Raw genomic sequence first — 15,850 nt, 5'->3', positions numbered from 1 at the left:
AAAACTCTTTCCGGGTGCGCTTGGCGCACCTTTCCCCTTACATAACTCTGCACGTAAAACGTCGCTCCGGGTGCTTATGGCGCACCTTCCCCTCATACAAAAACTTGCGTCTTTATGGCGCAATGCGTACCTTTCCCCGATTTATTAGCTTACCTAAAACATCGCTCAGTGCGCTGATGTCGCACCTTCCCCTCATACAAAAAGTCGCGTCTTTAGGGTGTGCATTGCACACATTAGTTGTTACATAATTGCACCAAATATTATAGAAAAATAGGAGGATAAAAAGTGGCGATCGGCTTATTGGACGGTTTATTTAACGGCATTAGCATCGGCGCTGTTTTACTAATTGCAGCTCTGGGGTTAGCGATTATTTTCGGGCTGATGGGCGTGATTAATATGGCTCACGGCGAGTTGATGATGCTGGGGGCTTATACAACTTTCGTGGTGCAAAATGTCTTCAAGGGTATCGGAGGATTTGCTTTTGAAACATATATTTTATTTGCGATTCCCCTAGCTTTTTTAGTAGCTGCGTTGGTAGGATTAATTCTTGAACGCGGAGTGATTCGCTATCTTTACGGGCGGCCGCTAGAAACTCTACTGGCAACTTGGGGCGTAAGTTTAATTTTGCAGCAGTTTGTCCGCAGCGTCAGTTGGTTGCTGGTAATTGGAATTGCGGTGTTTTGTTTGCTGTTTTTTGGCGGTTTGCGGGTGCTGAAGCAGCGCCCGGATTTCGATCGCATTCGCAGCAAAATTGTCGCCATAATTTTGCCTTTATCTTTGGCTGTTTCCTGGGCGGTGAGCGCCTTTTTAGGGCAAACTTACAAACTGGCAGTAACTCAACCTTGGTTTGGCGCTCAAAATGTGGATGTAACTGCACCGAAATGGCTGCGCGGCGGCATCCCGCTGGGCAATTTTCAGTTGCCCTACGCCCGACTTTTTATTATTGCGCTGACAGGAATTTGTTTGGCGGGAATTTACCTATTTTTGCAAAAGTCTGTGTGGGGATTGCGGATTAGATCCGTGACGCAAAATCGCAGCATGAGCGCGTGTTTGGGAATTCCTACCGAACAAGTAGATGCGCTGACTTTTGCTTTGGGTTCGGGGTTGGCTGGTGTCGCTGGGTGTGCGATTAGTTTGATCGGTTCCGTAGGGTCAAATACCGGACAAAATTATATAGTCGATACTTTTATGGTGGTGGTTGTGGGCGGTGTCGGCAAGATTGTGGGGAGTGTAGTTGCTGCGATCGCGATCGGCACAGCAAATTACCTGATCGGTTCGGGAACCTTAGCAACAATGTTCGCTCCTGTCAAGCCTTTAGCCGACTTCTTCACATTTTTCGCCACAACCAGCATGGCAAAAGTAATGGTATTCGCCTTAATTATGGCTTTTCTGCAAGTGAAGCCGGGAGGGATTTTCCCGCAAAAAGGGCGGACGGTAGAAAATTAAAAATTACAACTGCGAGCGTAGCGAAAAATGCAGAAAACACATCAAAAACCCTGGCTAAAAGAAGCGGCAATTGTCAGCGCGATCGCCCTCACATTCATATTCCTCATCCCAGGAATACTTCCCGACGTTCGACTCAATCAATTGGGGCGATTTTTAGCACTAGCAATTGCAGCCATCGGCATAGACTTGATTTGGGGATACACGGGTTTGCTGAGTCTCGGACACGGCGTATTTTTTGCGATCGGCGGTTACGCCTTCGCCATGCACCTAAAATTGCAAATTCCCCCAACCGCCAGCAGTCAATTGCCAGAATTTATGAACCTCTACGGCGTTACCGAACTCCCCTGGTTTTGGCAACCATTTTATTCATTTCCCTTCTCAGCATTAGCAGTAGTTCTCATCCCCGCTATATTGGGCGCACTTTTGGGTTATTTAGTATTCCGCAATCGAATTCGAGGCGTTTACTTTTCAATTCTCACCCAAGCAGCAACCATTGTATTTTTCAACTTCTTTAACGGTCAGCAAAAACTGATTAACGGCACCAACGGACTCACCGACTTTAAAACCCTGTTCGGAGCCACAGTAAATGACCGAGATACTCAATATATTTTCTACATTCTCACCATACTATTTCTAGCAGCAACTTACGCCCTCTGCCGGTGGCTGACCAGCGGGCGTTTCGGTCGCCTGCTAGTAGCAATTCGCGACGACGAAATACGCCTGCGTTTCTCAGGTTACAATCCCACAGGATACAAAGTTTTAGTCTTTGCAATTTCCGCCGGTTTAGCCGGGATTGCAGGCGCATTATTTACCGTACAAACCGGAATTATTTCGCCAAAAGCAATGGATATTGCCTTTTCAATTGAAATGGTAATTTGGGTCGCAGTGGGAGGTCGCGCCACATTATCGGGAGCAATATTGGGAGCGCTGCTAGTCAACTTTGGCAAGAGTTTCTTGAGCGAACAATTCCCCGAAGTGTGGCTGTTTTTCCAAGGCGCGCTATTCCTAATAGTAGTCACAGTGCTGCCCGACGGCTTAGTCGGATGGCTGCAACATCAAGGTTTCGACCAAATCCGCACCCTGTTCAGAAGACCGAAGTACGCATCTACTTACCCCAGCCTGGAACAAGACCCACAAGTGCAGCGCGAAAAAGAAGAACTTGAACATTGAGTGCAAAAAGATCGTGTAATTTATAAGTAGGCGGACATAACTAAATGTCACCAGGCAGCGAGGAACGAAGTAATCGCCATAGACTTGGGAAAAGCTGCGTTTTTCTCTGAGAAGATGCAATATATAGCGGTTCTCAGAAAGATGAGGTACGTTGTTGGGCTTGGGCCCTCTTAGTCTGGCTGGTTATGTAAGCTGTCAGTCATACCTCATCTTTTTGAGAAAGGCTATATATGTCCACCTACTTAGGAATGAGAATTAAATAACCTGCAATTTTAATTGTTCTTGTGGGATGGGCGTCTCGCCCGTCTATAAGGGACGGGCGAGACGCCCATCCCACAGGCTTATGCAAATTATTTAATTCACGATCCTTAGATATCCCTAGCAAACTGCTTCGTTCTTTAACTTGAGGGCAACATATGGCAGATATTATTGACTACAAAATCTACGGCGACGATTTGCAACTCATCGAGATTGAACTCGACCCCAAAGAAGGGGTGAGGGCTGAAGCTGGAACCATGACATACATGGAAGGCGACATCCAAATGCAAACATCCACAGGTGGCGGCTTATTTCAAGGTTTCAAACGGATGCTGACAGGAGCGGGTTTTTTCATTACCACCTTTGTCAACGCCGGAAATCGCAAGGCCCGCGTCGCTTTTGCCGCCCCTTATCCGGGTAAAGTAATTCCCCTCGATTTAGGTCAACTTGGCGGTAAATTTTTGTGTCAAAAAGACTCATTTCTCTGTGCGGCCAACGGCATTGAAATTGAGGTAGCTTTCACCAAGCGCCTCGGTGCCGGTTTCTTTGGCGGAGAAGGTTTTATTCTGCAAAAATTGCAGGGTGACGGGCTAGCTTTTGTTCATGCGGGAGGAACAATAGTTGAGAAAAATTTGGGAGTTGGCGAAGTGTTGCGAGTAGACACCGGCTGTTTAGTAGCTTTTGCTCCCACAGTAGACTACGATATTCAATTTGTTGGCGGGTTTAAAAATGCTCTATTTGGCGGCGAAGGCTTGTTTTTGGCAAAGATGACTGGGCCTGGAAAAGTATACGTGCAAAGTTTGCCACTCTCGAAGTTAGCTGAACGCATTTTAGCTGCCACTCCACCTCCAATGTCGAGCAGTTCTAGCAGTTTTAGTTTAGAGTAAAAGAACCATTTATGTGCTTGTGTAGGGTGCGTCAGCCAGCAGATTTTTCGGCTTACCCAGAGACTGTTAACTGACGCACCTTCTCAGAGAAAATCAGCGATGTCAGGTGCGTCAGCCAGCAGATTTTCCGGCTTACCCAGAGACTGTTAACTGACGCACCTTCTCAGAGAAAATCAGCGATGTCAGGTGCGTCAGCCAACTGATTTTCCGGCTTACCCAGAGACTGTTAACTGACGCACCCTACGAGGAAAATCAGCGATGAATGCAAAAGTATTAGAAATAGAAAACCTGACGGTTAGTTTTGATGGTTTTAAAGCCATCAACGGTTTAAATTTCAGCATGGATGCGGGCGAACTGCGAGTTATCATTGGTCCCAACGGTGCGGGGAAAACAACTTTTCTCGATTCGATTACCGGGAAGGTGCAGCCGACAGAGGGCCGGGTGTTATTTAAGGGACAGAATTTACGCAAGTTGTCGGAAGATAGGATTTCGCGCTTGGGAATTGGCCGCAAGTTTCAGACGCCGCGAGTTTACTTGAATTTAACGCCGCGCGAAAATTTGGAATTGTCTTGCAGCCGCCATAAAAATGTGTTTTCGACTTTGTTCAAGCCTGCTTCGGCTGCTGAAAAACGCACGGTTTCCGGTTTGTTAGAAACAATTGGTTTAGTGGCTAAAGCTGATGTTTCGGCTGGTTTGCTTTCTCACGGGGAAAAGCAATGGTTGGAAATTGGAATGTTAGTGGCTCAATCTCCTGATTTGTTGTTGGTAGATGAACCTGTGGCGGGTTTGACTGATGAGGAAACGGTGTTAACTGGAGATTTGCTGATTTCGCTGGCCGAAAGTCATTCGGTGTTGGTAATTGAACACGATATGGAGTTTGTGCGGCAAATTGCGCGGCAGGTGACGGTGTTGCATCAGGGTTCGGTTTTGTGCGAGGGGACTATGGATGAGGTGCAAAATGACGATCGAGTAATTGAGGTATATTTGGGCAAACCGGAAGAGTAAGAAGTCATTAGTTATTAGTCATTAGTCAACAGTCAACAGTCAACAGTCAACAGTCAACAGTCAACAGTTAACCATATGTTACAAGTCTCTAATTTAAATGTTTACTACGGCGAAAGTCACATTTTGCGCGATGTCGATTTAAGCGTCATGGCGGGGCAAATGGTTTGCTTGATCGGGCGCAATGGTGTGGGCAAAACTACTATGCTAAAAACGATTATGGGGTTGCTGCAACCGCGCAGCGGCACTATTGCTTTTGGGGGAGATTCTATTGCTTCTAAGTTGACTCACCAGCGGGCTAGATTGGGAATTGGTTACGTACCTCAAGGGCGCGAAATTATTCCCCGTTTGACGGTGAAGGAAAATTTATTGTTAGGTTTGGAAGCGAAACCAACCAAAACAAAAAATCCTGAAGTTCCTGATGAAATTTTTGATTTATTTCCGGTTTTGAAAACTATGCTCGATCGCCTGGGAGGTGATTTGAGCGGGGGACAGCAGCAGCAGTTAGCTATTGCTAGAGCTTTGATGGGAGAGCCGAAATTGCTGGTTTTGGATGAACCGACGGAGGGGATTCAACCTTCTATTATTTTAGATATAGAAGCTGCGGTACGCCGCGTAGTTGCGACTAGGGGAATTTCTGTTTTGTTGGTGGAGCAACATTTGCATTTTGTGCGGCAAGCTGACTGGTATTATGCTATGCAAAAAGGCGGGATTGTGGCTTCTGGAAGCACTAGCGAATTAAGTGATGAGGTGATTCAGAGGTTTTTGGCTGTTTGATTCAGCAGTCAGCAGTCATTAGTCATTAGTCATTAGTAGGGTGGGCCCACAAGCACCCAGCCTGCGTCTTGGTGGCTGCTGAGACGCAGCTAAAAGTCGAGCTGTATCGATAAATTCTGCGATGACGAGCGCTGCGTTTTGCTGCGTACCCAGCAAATGTAAGGGCGCACTGCGAACCCTCGGAAGTCTTATGTAATTGGGCACCCAGCAAATGTAAGGTGTTCTTCGGCGCACCCAGCAACTTTATGGTTTGCAGTGCACACCCTACGAAGTCTATGGTTTGGGAGTTGGTGTTGCTTGTCCTGAGAAGGGAGTACAATTGCCGCCGAGGCCAGAAGTAATCGCGCAAGTATTAGTTTTCAGCATTCCCTCATAGGTATCAGCACCGGTGCCTGCGCCGCCCAACTCGTCGCTGTAAAGTTCCTTGTCCGAAATTTTGACATTTGCCTCTCTCGCCACAGTCTCCATCAACTTATGATTAGTTGTGGTTTCGACAAAAATTGTCGGCACTCCTGCGGTCTTAATTTCTGAGGACAATTCGGCAATTCTTGCTGCTGTGGGCTGTTCCTCTGTTGTCACACCCTGCAAAGCTCCAGCATTCTCCAAGCCGTAAGCATCGGCATAGTAACTCAGAGCATCGTGAGTTGTGACTAATTTTCGTTGTTGGGCTGGAATTGTCGCAATTTGAGCTTTTATCCAAGTATCTATTTTTTGCAAATCATCTGTTAATTTCGCGGCGTTGCTGATATAAAGTTGAGCATTGGTGGGGGAAACTTCGATCAATTCATCCCGAATTATTTTTACCATACGCAGGCCATTTTGAGGGTTATGCCAAACGTGAGGGTCAGGGACTTTTTCGCCTTCTGCGTGGGATTTGTTTTCCGCTTTCTCTTCACCCTGTTCGTGCTCGTGTTCGCCCATCAGCGGTTTGGGAACGGCGAGTTCGTGTACGGCGATTTTGGGCGCGGAATTACTGCTGGATTCAATTAACTTAATGATGCTGGGTTCGTGGTTGTAGCCGCCGTATAAAATCAGATTTGCGGTTTCAATCGCTTTGCGGTCTTCCGGCTTGGTTTGGTAGGCGTGGGGGTCGTCTCCCGGCTTGATGAGACAGATGGTGTCGATCGAACTTTGAGCAATTTCTTTAGTGATGTCGCAGATAACACCAGTCGTGGCGACGACTTTGGGCAAGTTGGCGGCGGGGATCTGTGGCGCCCGATTGGTTGCGTTCTGTCCTCTACTGCACCCAACCAGTCCGCAGCCGATCGCCAAAACAGCCGCACCGCACAATCTGCCGGTTTTTCCAGCCAAGTTTTTTAACATTTTCACCTTTGGAACGATAATCGTTATTGCTTTTTCGAGTTATCCTATTCTAGTAGCTACGAACAAGAATCGTTCTCAAAATCTCGAATTATGCTAGAAGTGCAAGACTTAGCTGTCAATTATCGAGGAATTTCGGCCCTCAACAGCGTGAATTTCGAGTTAGATCCCGGGCAATTAACCGGTGTGTTCGGCCCCAACGGCGCGGGGAAAAGCACGATGGTGAAAGCGATGCTGGGATTGATCCCGGCTTGTCGGGGTTCGGTGAAATATCAGGGGCGGCTGCTGAAGCAACAGTTGTCGCGGGTGGCTTATGTGCCGCAGCGATCGCAAATTGACTGGGATTATCCGATTACTGTGTGGAATGCGGTGATGATGGCGCGAACTGTCCAGACTGGTTGGTTTCGCAGTCCCTCGAAGCAGTCGCAAGAATTGGTCAAAGCTGCTTTGCTGCGGGTGGGAATGTGGGATTTGCGCGATCGGCAAATTGGCGAACTGTCTGGCGGACAGCAGCAGCGGATTTTTTTAGCAAGGTCGATCGCCCAACAAGCCGATTTATTCTTCTTTGACGAGCCATTTAACGCGATCGACAAAGCAACAGAAGAGATTATTTTCGATATTTTTGCCGAACTCAAAGCCGAAAATAAAACATTGCTAGTAATCAGCCACGATTTAGGCGAAACTTTAAAACAGTACGACAATTTATTGTTGCTAAATAAGCATTTAATTGCCACCGGTTCCTGCCGGGAAGTGCTGACAGCCGCTAATATTCAAAAAGCCTATGGATACGATTTAAGTTTAGTGGCTGCCTAAGCAAACAAAGATTTATCTTTAAAGCTGATTGTGGCACGGGCGTCCCGCCTGTGCAGTTGATTGTGCTTTAAAAAATCCTATTATTGATGTAATTCAATGTTAAACCTACTAATTGAGCCGCTAAAATTCGAGTTCATGCGAAATGCGATCGCCGTCGGCATTTTGCTAGGAATTCTCTGCGCCGTTGTTGGCTCCTATTTAATTGTACAGCAAATGGGAATGATGGTTGACATGATTGCCCATTCCGTATTAGCAGGATTGCCGGTTGCTTTTTCTTTAGGTTTCAATATTTCGATCGGCGCGTTTATATCGGGAATTATCAGCGCCGTAATTATGGCGTGGATTCAATCGCAATCGCGCCTTAAAATTGATGCAATTATGGCATTAATTTTGTCTACGTTTTTAGCAATTAGCGTCACGCTGATTAGCCTGTTGCGGACAAACAAATTAGACTTAGACGGGTTTCTGTTCGGCAATATTTTGTCAGTTGCACCTGCTGACGTGCAGCAGACTTTTGTCATAACTTTAATAATTTTAGTGGCGGTTAAACTCCTTTACAAAGAACTGCTATTCTATACCTTTGACCCGCTGGGGGCGCAAGCGTGCGGTTTGGCTGTAAACTGGATTTATTTCGGGATGATTTCGGCGATTACGCTGACGATTGTGGCGAGTTTGCAAACTGTGGGGGCGCTGTTAGTAATTTCGCTGTTAATCGGGCCGGGAATTACGGCGTATTTGTTGGTAAAAGAACTGCATTTAATGATGGGATTGGGAGCAATTATTGGGATTACAGCTAGCGTGAGTGGTATGTATCTCAGCTATTATTTGAATATGCCGTCTGGTGCGGCAATTGTATTAGTTGTTTTTGGGTTATTTTTACTGGCTTTGCTGTTGAGTCCCAGTCAAGGAATTTTGACAAGAAAGAGAGGAGAATAATACCATCAGTCCTGGACGCAACTGACACACGGCGCTACGATCGCCCAAACTCCATCACCGTAACCAGTCCTATACGTCTATCCGTTGACAAACGGAGCCAAACGCGGTGTTGATTTTCGATCGAGCTTTCGGAGGATCGTATACTTGAACAAATCGAATTCGCTTGTATACTCTTTTTGAGTCAATAACAGAGCCAGCTTTCACAGCTTCCATTGACAACAGTTACAGCATATTCCATGTATGTGCGGTACACACAAGAAGAGAGATCGCCCGTGTCAGGTGCGTCGCCCTCAAAAATCTGCAAGTTTTATCAAATATGAAGCAGCGACGCACCCTACTGATTAACACCACATAATTAAGGCGGATACTGTACTTCATGAACCACCGAATATGCTGTATCAAGCCAGACAGAGTTCTATAAACCAGCCTCGACAGCCACCTTGACAGGGCTGGGTCTGTGCACCTTACTCAATTTTATTCAGTCCGCGCACCATCCGCACTTTGTTGGATAAGAAGCGATTTCAATCGCCCAGGAAACGAGGCTGTATTATTGATTTTTTCGACCGTCTGGCATTGTGGTGCCGGCCATACTTGCTCGATCGATACTAGCGCCATCTATATTAGCATTGCGGAGGTTGGCACCTGAAAGATTGGCATCTCTCAAGTCGGAAAATCGCAGGTCTGCACCGTCTAAATTTGTCCCTGTCAAGTTAGCTTTTCTAAAGCTGGTGTTGCTCATTCTTGCTCCTATTAATTCGGCTCGGCTTAAGTCTGTGCGAGCTAGATTGGTGTTGACAAAATCAGAGAGCTCGAAGCGACTACCGCTGAGGTTGGCATCTGATAAATCTGCTCCTGTAACGATCGGATTTTTTAAGCGAATGTTAACTAATTTTACTGCTCGGAGGTCGCAGCGGGGGCAGCTTTGAGTTAGCAGGAGCGTTTCGACGTTGGCGTTGATTTGGTCAATTTCTTGCTGGGAGAGCTTTTCGGCAAATTCTGGGGAGACGTAGCCGAGGTTTTTGGGGTCGTCTGCTTTTGGTTGGGGTGTTCGGATTGGTTGGGGTGTTTGGATTGGTTGAGGTGCTTGGATTGGTTGGGGTGTTTGGATTGGTTGGGGTGTTTGTGGTTGGGGCGTTTGTATTTGCCCGATCGCACTTAGTTGTAGCCCCAGCTTCGGCAATTCGAGAGTTGTGCCAAGAATTAGCAGGGCGATCGACAGTATCGTGAGTTTTTTCATAGATCGATAAATTCTTGCTTGCAAGAATACCATTTACAGCAAATTCTATGTAAAGATGGTACACTCAATCGAGTATATTAAGCCAAAAATAAAACATTCCTGATTTAAGTCAAAGTGTTACGGTATGCGATTTAAAATAATTAACCTATGCCTTACAGTAAATTTAATCTCAGCAAAGCTGTAGAGGATTTCAATCTTACGATCGTTGAAGGCGCGCGTTTTTTACCCGAAATTCCGCCAGTCACTCCTAGTCTTTTGCTTCAGGATACTCTTAAAGAAACGATTCCCTGGGCGATCGCGGTCAGTAGTGAAAAAGCTCGTTCTGAGGGGATTATCAATCCTGTGTTGCTGGAAGTCAAACGGCAGCTTCAAGGGCAGATTAGCGTTTTTTCAGGCGTTGAATTCAATGTAGAACCGGAGGCTGAACTCACAGGCTATGTGGACTTTCTCCTAAGTCGTTCCCCGGAACAACTATTTATTAAAGCCCCTGCGGTTGTATTGGTGGAAGCTAAGAAAGAAGACCTTAAACCAGCTTTAGGGCAATGCCTTGCAGAAATGGTTGCAGCTCAACGTTTTAATCAACAAAAGCAACAGCCAATATCGACGATTTACGGAACCGTAACTAGCGGTACAGTTTGGCGGTTTCTTAAACTAGAAGAGCAATGCGTATCTATCGATCTTACAGATTATTCTCTGCCTCCGGTTGAGCAAATCTTGGGCTTTCTCGTTTGGATGATGACTGAAAATTGCTAGATATTAGGTTGGGCTAAATAGAGCCAAATTCAGATAAAAAACTTCTGAACCGTCTGGTGAGCGAATTAACTTTTCTATTACCGGAGGCAGTTGCTGTTGGCGGTACAATTCTGGAATTTCGCAGAAGCTTTCTTCGGGAATTTCCAAGATTTTGGGCATATCAGGAACCGGAATTCCCAGGCGATCGCTCTTATTTAAGGTGCAAACAATCAGGTAGTTGCACTCAGCAATGCTCCGACTGCTGGGAAATATTTTGCCTAAATTAATCAGGGTAATCAGTTCTTCTTGGTGCCGCACTAAACTTTGACCGCTATCTAAAAAACCGTAGGGATTAAAATCCTTAACAACGCGCTGCACCCTTTCAATAGGAACCGCATAGTAAACGTTGCCCAGTTCAAAGGAAACAAGTTTTCGAGGAGCAGTTCTGATATTTCCTTGTTTATTGCTGCGAAAACGGCGATTGTAGTTGGCGTGAGTCATGGGATTTTAGATTTTAGATTTGGGATTTTGGATTTTAGATTCAGGACTAAGGCCAACTGGCACATGGTGGGCGAGTCCGCTCGCCCTGACGACAAGCCGTGCTCTCGCCATAACCCAGAAGGGGCCGCCCGTGTCTTTGCGCTGAATAAAGCTCTCAAACGTGTGACATTTCCTTGCGGGCTCTCTTCGCAGCACTCGTTGCAGGATCGCTCAATTTGACGCTTTCAACAGATAATGGCTAATCAACCGGGTCAATGTTACTCATCACTTTACAAAAAGAAAGCCGTCTTAGAAGGACGGGCTTTTACCCAATTTTTCGGTAAAGACGGATCGTGTATCTACCAAGATAACTCAGACCAATTAGCTCAAAAATTAGAGAGCGATCGTAAGATATCTAGATCGATTCTCTGAGTTGAATACGATCGCACTAAGGTCTGCTGAAACCAATCATCAACGCTCACTTTAGGCGACCTGCAGCCTGAAGTTGTTTTGCGATCCGCCTAATTTCGGTCTCACCCTTTTGTAAGGCATCTGAGCTAGTATGAACCGAGTAATTTCCCAATACCAAATTATGGGGATGCTTGATGGCAGAACCAAGGATGAACAGGGTATCGCCTTTGGCAGCAAACTCGATCGCAGCAGTAGATTCCTCAAAAACCACGAGTTCACCAGCGGCTATTGGTTCGCCTACCTCCAACCCGCCGGACTGTACCGCCACCCAACAGACGGTATGTTCTGGACTTGGCTCAAAGCGCCAGCGATCGCCATCCTTCAGACGTACCGCAAGATAGTTAAGGGATGGGGGTGCAGGAATAGCGCTTTGAGCAACCCCGTACTGTCCCAAGATCGCCTGCACTGGTCCGTCTGCCGCGACTTCCTGTGGCGGGAGATACACGCTTTCGGCAGCAGCCAACTCTTGCTCAGGGGGAAGGGCAATCCAAAGTTGGAAGCCTTGCATGAGCGAGGTGCTGTTTGCCGCGCCGCCCGTATGCCAAACGCCACCGCCCGCCCGCATCCACTCAATGCCACCCGCCGGCAGAATGCCCTGTTTGCCTGTGCTATCTTCATAGCTTGTCGCACCCGACAGCACGAAGGTAATCGTTGCAATGCCTGAATGGGGGTGCCATCCAAAGCCCGATGCGATCGACGGTTCAGCTTCAAAATAATCGAGAAACACAAACGGCTTGATGAGGTTGCCTAAGTCGGACGGGCTAACAAGGCGGGTGATGGGTCCGTGGCGGTCTCCTCTAGTGCGTTGAACGATCTGGCGCGTAGAGACGTTCGCTAAGGTCGATAACTGATTCATCAGAAAAATGGGTAGAAACCCCGTCCTTCCTGGACGGCTTTACAGGTGAAATGTTAGAATTAGATTGGTCACTGACCCACCCGCGACGATGGAGACATAAACCCGCGTCTCCAAAGTTTGCAATATTTTGCAACGGGGCAGAAAAATCGGTAGACCGGGAAAAGAGGATGGGGCAATGGTAAACATCCCTTGAATCAACAAACACAATCTTGAATTCAAACCGAATTCGACACATAAGAACCGCAGGGCTTGCGGGGATAGTGCGCGAGAGCGAACGTAAGACCATAAACTCGCCAGAGGGTAGAGGCAGTTGCAATGAAGCAGAAACCTAAGTCGTGAGTCTTAGGAATCACTGCCCTTCTAGGGTGGTGAGGATGTCAAAACGTCGGACTACCATGCCAGAGGAAAAGGGTCGCAAGTGCCATCTTTGTTTTGCTTACCAGTTGGCGATCGCCGTCTGTATGGCTTTCTGTGCCTCAGCCAGCGAGTGTTCCCGTGCCTCACCACTATTATTCAGTCCATCAGCGTTGATGAAGGTGACATCTGTAATCCCGATAAACCCAAAAACAGTTCGCAGGTAGGGTTCATGAAAGTTGTAAGGAGCAAACGGCGTACCCGGTCGAAACACTGACCCTGATGCAGCAATCACTAGCAATTTCTTCCCCTGGGCCAATCCTGTGAAACCATCAGGACCGATCGCTACGGTGCGGCCGACCCGAACAATTTGGTCAATGTAGGACTTAAAGACAGCCGGGACATTGAAGTTGTACATCGGCACGCCAAAGACGTAGCGATCGGCTGCCAGCAGTTCATCGATTAATTCGTTAGAGATCCGAAGCGCCTCTGTCAGTTCAGGCGTATGCTCGGTGGGTGGGGAGAAAGCCGCCGCGATCCATGCCTCATCCACATAGGGCACGGGATGGTGTCCTAAATCTCGATAGGTTACGGTGTCTTTTGGATGCACGGCTTGCCAGCGCTTTACAAAGTCCTTCGACAAGTTGCGGGAAATCGATCGTTCAGCACGGGGACTGGCATCGATATGAAGAATGTGCGCCATAAAACTCTTTTGCTCTGAAGGGATCTGTGACTTAATGAAGACCGAACGCTGCGAAGCTCTCTTTTTAGGAGTCAATTCCGAATCGTTCTACTACATACTAAAAGTAACTACTTTGTTTTGGAAAGTAGTTACTCTAAAGTAAGTAATAATAATTTTGGGTAACTCAGAGAGTTTCGAGTCACTATGTCTCACCCCGCCAGCCCAGCGGTTTTTATGTGTCGAAATCCAAACAGGAATTCTTTTGTACTGTGCGTGATTCTAGGGATGTTCGCCATTGCCCCGTCCTCTTTTCCCGGTCTACCGATTTTTCTTCCCCGTTGCAATACTTGCAAACTTTGGAGACGCGGGTTTATGTCTCCATCGTCGCGGGTGGGTCAGTGACCTTCTTTATTTTAGCCGATATCTCACTGTAAAGCCGTCCTAGAAGGACGGGGCTTGCACCCATTTTTCCGGTCACTGTTTGATTAATTTGGGGATGGCTTCTAAAAGTTGGGCTTCGCTGTAAGGTTTGGTGAAATATTGGTTGGCGCCCAATTGGATCGCCATTTGCCGGTGTTTTTCGCCGCTGCGGGATGTCAGCATAGCTACGGGAATATTAGCAAACCGCTGGGTGGCTCTGATCGATCGCAACAATTCAAATCCATCCATCCGGGGCATTTCAATATCCACGATCGCCAAACTGCAATCAAGACCATTTTGCAACTTTTCCAGGGCATCCACACCGTCTTTAGCCTGTACCACCCGGTAGCGAGCCCGAGTCAGCGTCAGAGACAGCAACTGGCGAATTGTATAGGAATCGTCCACTATCAAAATCTGCGGTGACTGACTCGAACTCGGCGCCATCTGCGGCACTTTACCGGACACAGGGGCGATCGAACTATTGGCCGAAGGTTGACCCACCAAATCGTCCACATCCAGAATAGTCACCACGCGCCCGTCCCCCAAAATCGTACTCCCCAAAACCCCGCGAGGCTTGGATAGAGGCGGCGGCAAAGGTTTAACCACAATTTCCTGCTGGCCGATCAGCCGTTCCACGGCCACTGCCAGCATTCCTTCGGTAGAAGCCAAAACCAGCACAGGAATGTGGTCTTGGGTCAAAGGGTCAGGAGAGGGGGCATCCGGCGGGAGGACGCTGTATTCGAGCAAATCTTGCATCCTCACCAAACGAATAAATTCCTCCCGCCACCACAGCATCGGCTGATTGCCGGCGGTGTGAATTTCCGAGGCTTTAATGTGCAGAATTTCCTCGACTGCATCCAGCGGCACTGCTATTGTATTGCGATCGGTCTTCACCATCAAGGCATCAGTAATCGACAACAGCAGCGGCAGTTTGATAATAAAACTCGTACCTTTTCCCACGCGAGAGTCAACCTTCACAGTCCCCCGCACAGTCCGCAAATTTGTTCGCACCACGTCGAGCCCGACTCCCCGCCCCGAAAGGTCGCTGACCCCTTCAGCAGTGCTGAAACCCGGCCAAAACAGAAAATCGTAGAGTTCGGCAATGGAAAAGTCTTGAGCTTGTTCCTCCGTCGCCAAACCCTTTTTGACAATTTTACGGCGAATGATTTCCGAGTCAATGCCTTTGCCGTCATCGGCGACAGTAATAATAGTTTGGCCGCCTTGGTGGCGGGCTTCTATTTCAATTTGACCGCTGGCGGGCTTGCCGATTGCTTGCCGAACTTCGGGCATTTCGATGCCGTGGTCGAAAGCGTTTCTCACTAAGTGTATTAAGGGGTCGCGCAAAGCGTCGAGCAAACTTTCGTCTATTTTGGTATCTCTTCCCACTAGCAGCAAGTTGACATCTTTATCGTATGTGAGGCACATATCCCGGAGCGCTCTGGGCAAGTGATCGACGGCGCGGCTGAAACTCACAACTCGCAACTGCATGACGCGACTGCGAAGTTGTTCGGTAATGCGGCGCAGTTGGTCGGTACTGCGCTCGAATTTCATGGCTAAGGTGTCTAATTTTGTGGCGGATTGAGAAATTGCTTGGGCAGTTTCGATGACTTCTGCGGCTGTCGAGTGGAACTCTGTATAACGATCCATCTCTAAGATATCGAAGTGAGCGTGGGCCTGAGAGGATTTGCCGTTAGCAATCATGGGAAATTCTGTTTCTGCTGCTGCAAGTTTTCCCAATCCAGAGTTCCCGTTTCCCCCTCTCCAGTCTGCAAAACTCAGTCTGTCGTATTCTTCTCGCAACTGACCGCCGAATTGGTTCAAATCTACGATATTGCGGCGGATGCGCTTGACTTCGCCCCGCAGTTCGGATTCTTGAAGTTCCAAATTTGTACGGTTGATGACTAATTCTCCGACTAGATTCACTAATTCTGTCAAGCGTTCCAAGTCTACACGGATGGTCGGCCTTTGCGGGTTGGGAACTGGGGAAGTGGGGGAGGGGGGGAGAGTGG

General features: G+C 47.7%; 14 protein-coding genes. 8 read left to right on the top strand and 6 right to left on the bottom strand.

The window, feature by feature from the left end:
* Positions 1–291 precede the first annotated feature (291 nt).
* From urtB to urtE, 5 genes are all read left to right on the top strand, one after another.
* Positions 292–1,446, top strand: coding sequence for an urea ABC transporter permease subunit UrtB (gene urtB / locus QUA56_RS17850; RefSeq protein WP_333360029.1), 1,155 nt, complete (start codon positions 292–294; stop codon positions 1,444–1,446).
* A gap of 27 nt (positions 1,447–1,473) precedes the next feature.
* Positions 1,474–2,616, top strand: a complete 1,143-nt coding sequence (urtC, locus tag QUA56_RS17845) for an urea ABC transporter permease subunit UrtC (RefSeq protein WP_333359910.1) — start codon at positions 1,474–1,476, stop codon at positions 2,614–2,616.
* Between the two features lie 416 nt (positions 2,617–3,032).
* Positions 3,033–3,761 carry a TIGR00266 family protein gene (locus tag QUA56_RS17840; RefSeq protein WP_333359908.1) on the top strand — a complete coding sequence of 243 codons (729 nt, stop codon included), beginning with the start codon at positions 3,033–3,035 and terminating at the stop codon, positions 3,759–3,761.
* Between the two features lie 258 nt (positions 3,762–4,019).
* On the top strand, positions 4,020–4,766 hold the full coding sequence (gene urtD / locus QUA56_RS17835; protein ID WP_333359906.1) for an urea ABC transporter ATP-binding protein UrtD: 747 nt from the start codon (positions 4,020–4,022) through the stop codon (positions 4,764–4,766).
* Between the two features lie 75 nt (positions 4,767–4,841).
* The gene (gene urtE, locus QUA56_RS17830; RefSeq protein WP_333359904.1) at positions 4,842–5,540 is read left to right on the top strand and encodes an urea ABC transporter ATP-binding subunit UrtE; all 699 of its coding nucleotides are present in this window, start codon (positions 4,842–4,844) and stop codon (positions 5,538–5,540) included.
* A 273-nt stretch (positions 5,541–5,813) separates the two neighbouring features.
* Here urtE and QUA56_RS17825 read toward each other — a convergent pair whose 3' ends face one another.
* Positions 5,814–6,863 (bottom strand): metal ABC transporter solute-binding protein, Zn/Mn family, encoded by a 1,050-nt coding sequence (locus QUA56_RS17825; protein WP_333359902.1) that lies wholly within the window; start codon positions 6,861–6,863, stop codon positions 5,814–5,816.
* A gap of 90 nt (positions 6,864–6,953) precedes the next feature.
* Between QUA56_RS17825 and QUA56_RS17820 the strand changes: the two genes are divergently transcribed.
* Together QUA56_RS17820 and QUA56_RS17815 are read left to right on the top strand one after the other, a co-directional pair.
* Positions 6,954–7,673 (top strand): metal ABC transporter ATP-binding protein, encoded by a 720-nt coding sequence (locus QUA56_RS17820; RefSeq protein WP_333359900.1) that lies wholly within the window; start codon positions 6,954–6,956, stop codon positions 7,671–7,673.
* 96 nt (positions 7,674–7,769) lie between these two features.
* Positions 7,770–8,609 (top strand): metal ABC transporter permease, encoded by an 840-nt coding sequence (locus QUA56_RS17815; protein WP_333359898.1) that lies wholly within the window; start codon positions 7,770–7,772, stop codon positions 8,607–8,609.
* A gap of 547 nt (positions 8,610–9,156) precedes the next feature.
* On the opposite strand, the gene QUA56_RS17810 is transcribed toward QUA56_RS17815, so the two are convergent.
* Positions 9,157–9,846: a pentapeptide repeat-containing protein gene (locus tag QUA56_RS17810; protein WP_333359896.1), complete on the bottom strand. Its 690-nt coding sequence runs from the start codon at positions 9,844–9,846 to the stop codon at positions 9,157–9,159.
* A gap of 147 nt (positions 9,847–9,993) precedes the next feature.
* Between QUA56_RS17810 and QUA56_RS17805 the strand changes: the two genes are divergently transcribed.
* A complete protein-coding gene (locus tag QUA56_RS17805; RefSeq protein WP_333359894.1) occupies positions 9,994–10,599 on the top strand; it encodes a hypothetical protein in 606 nt (201 codons plus the stop codon).
* Between the two features lie 3 nt (positions 10,600–10,602).
* Here the strand turns inward: QUA56_RS17805 and QUA56_RS17800 are convergent, their stop codons facing one another.
* From QUA56_RS17800 to QUA56_RS17785, 4 genes are all read right to left on the bottom strand, one after another.
* Positions 10,603–11,079, bottom strand: a complete 477-nt coding sequence (locus tag QUA56_RS17800) for a chemotaxis protein CheW (RefSeq protein ID WP_333359892.1) — start codon at positions 11,077–11,079, stop codon at positions 10,603–10,605.
* 457 nt (positions 11,080–11,536) lie between these two features.
* Positions 11,537–12,385: a pirin family protein gene (locus QUA56_RS17795; RefSeq protein WP_333359889.1), complete on the bottom strand. Its 849-nt coding sequence runs from the start codon at positions 12,383–12,385 to the stop codon at positions 11,537–11,539.
* Positions 12,386–12,821: 436 nt separating this feature from the next.
* A complete protein-coding gene (locus QUA56_RS17790) occupies positions 12,822–13,442 on the bottom strand; it encodes an FMN-dependent NADH-azoreductase (protein ID WP_333359887.1) in 621 nt (206 codons plus the stop codon).
* A gap of 453 nt (positions 13,443–13,895) precedes the next feature.
* On the bottom strand, positions 13,896–15,850 hold a 1,955-nt coding region (locus QUA56_RS17785), incomplete at its 5' end, for a hybrid sensor histidine kinase/response regulator (RefSeq protein WP_333359885.1).

It is taken from the genome of Microcoleus sp. N3A4, assembly GCF_036701805.1.
Classification (GTDB): domain Bacteria; phylum Cyanobacteriota; class Cyanobacteriia; order Cyanobacteriales; family Microcoleaceae; genus Microcoleus.
Note: the sequence above shows the minus strand (reverse complement) of the source record. Positions and strands in the feature narration are given on the sequence as shown.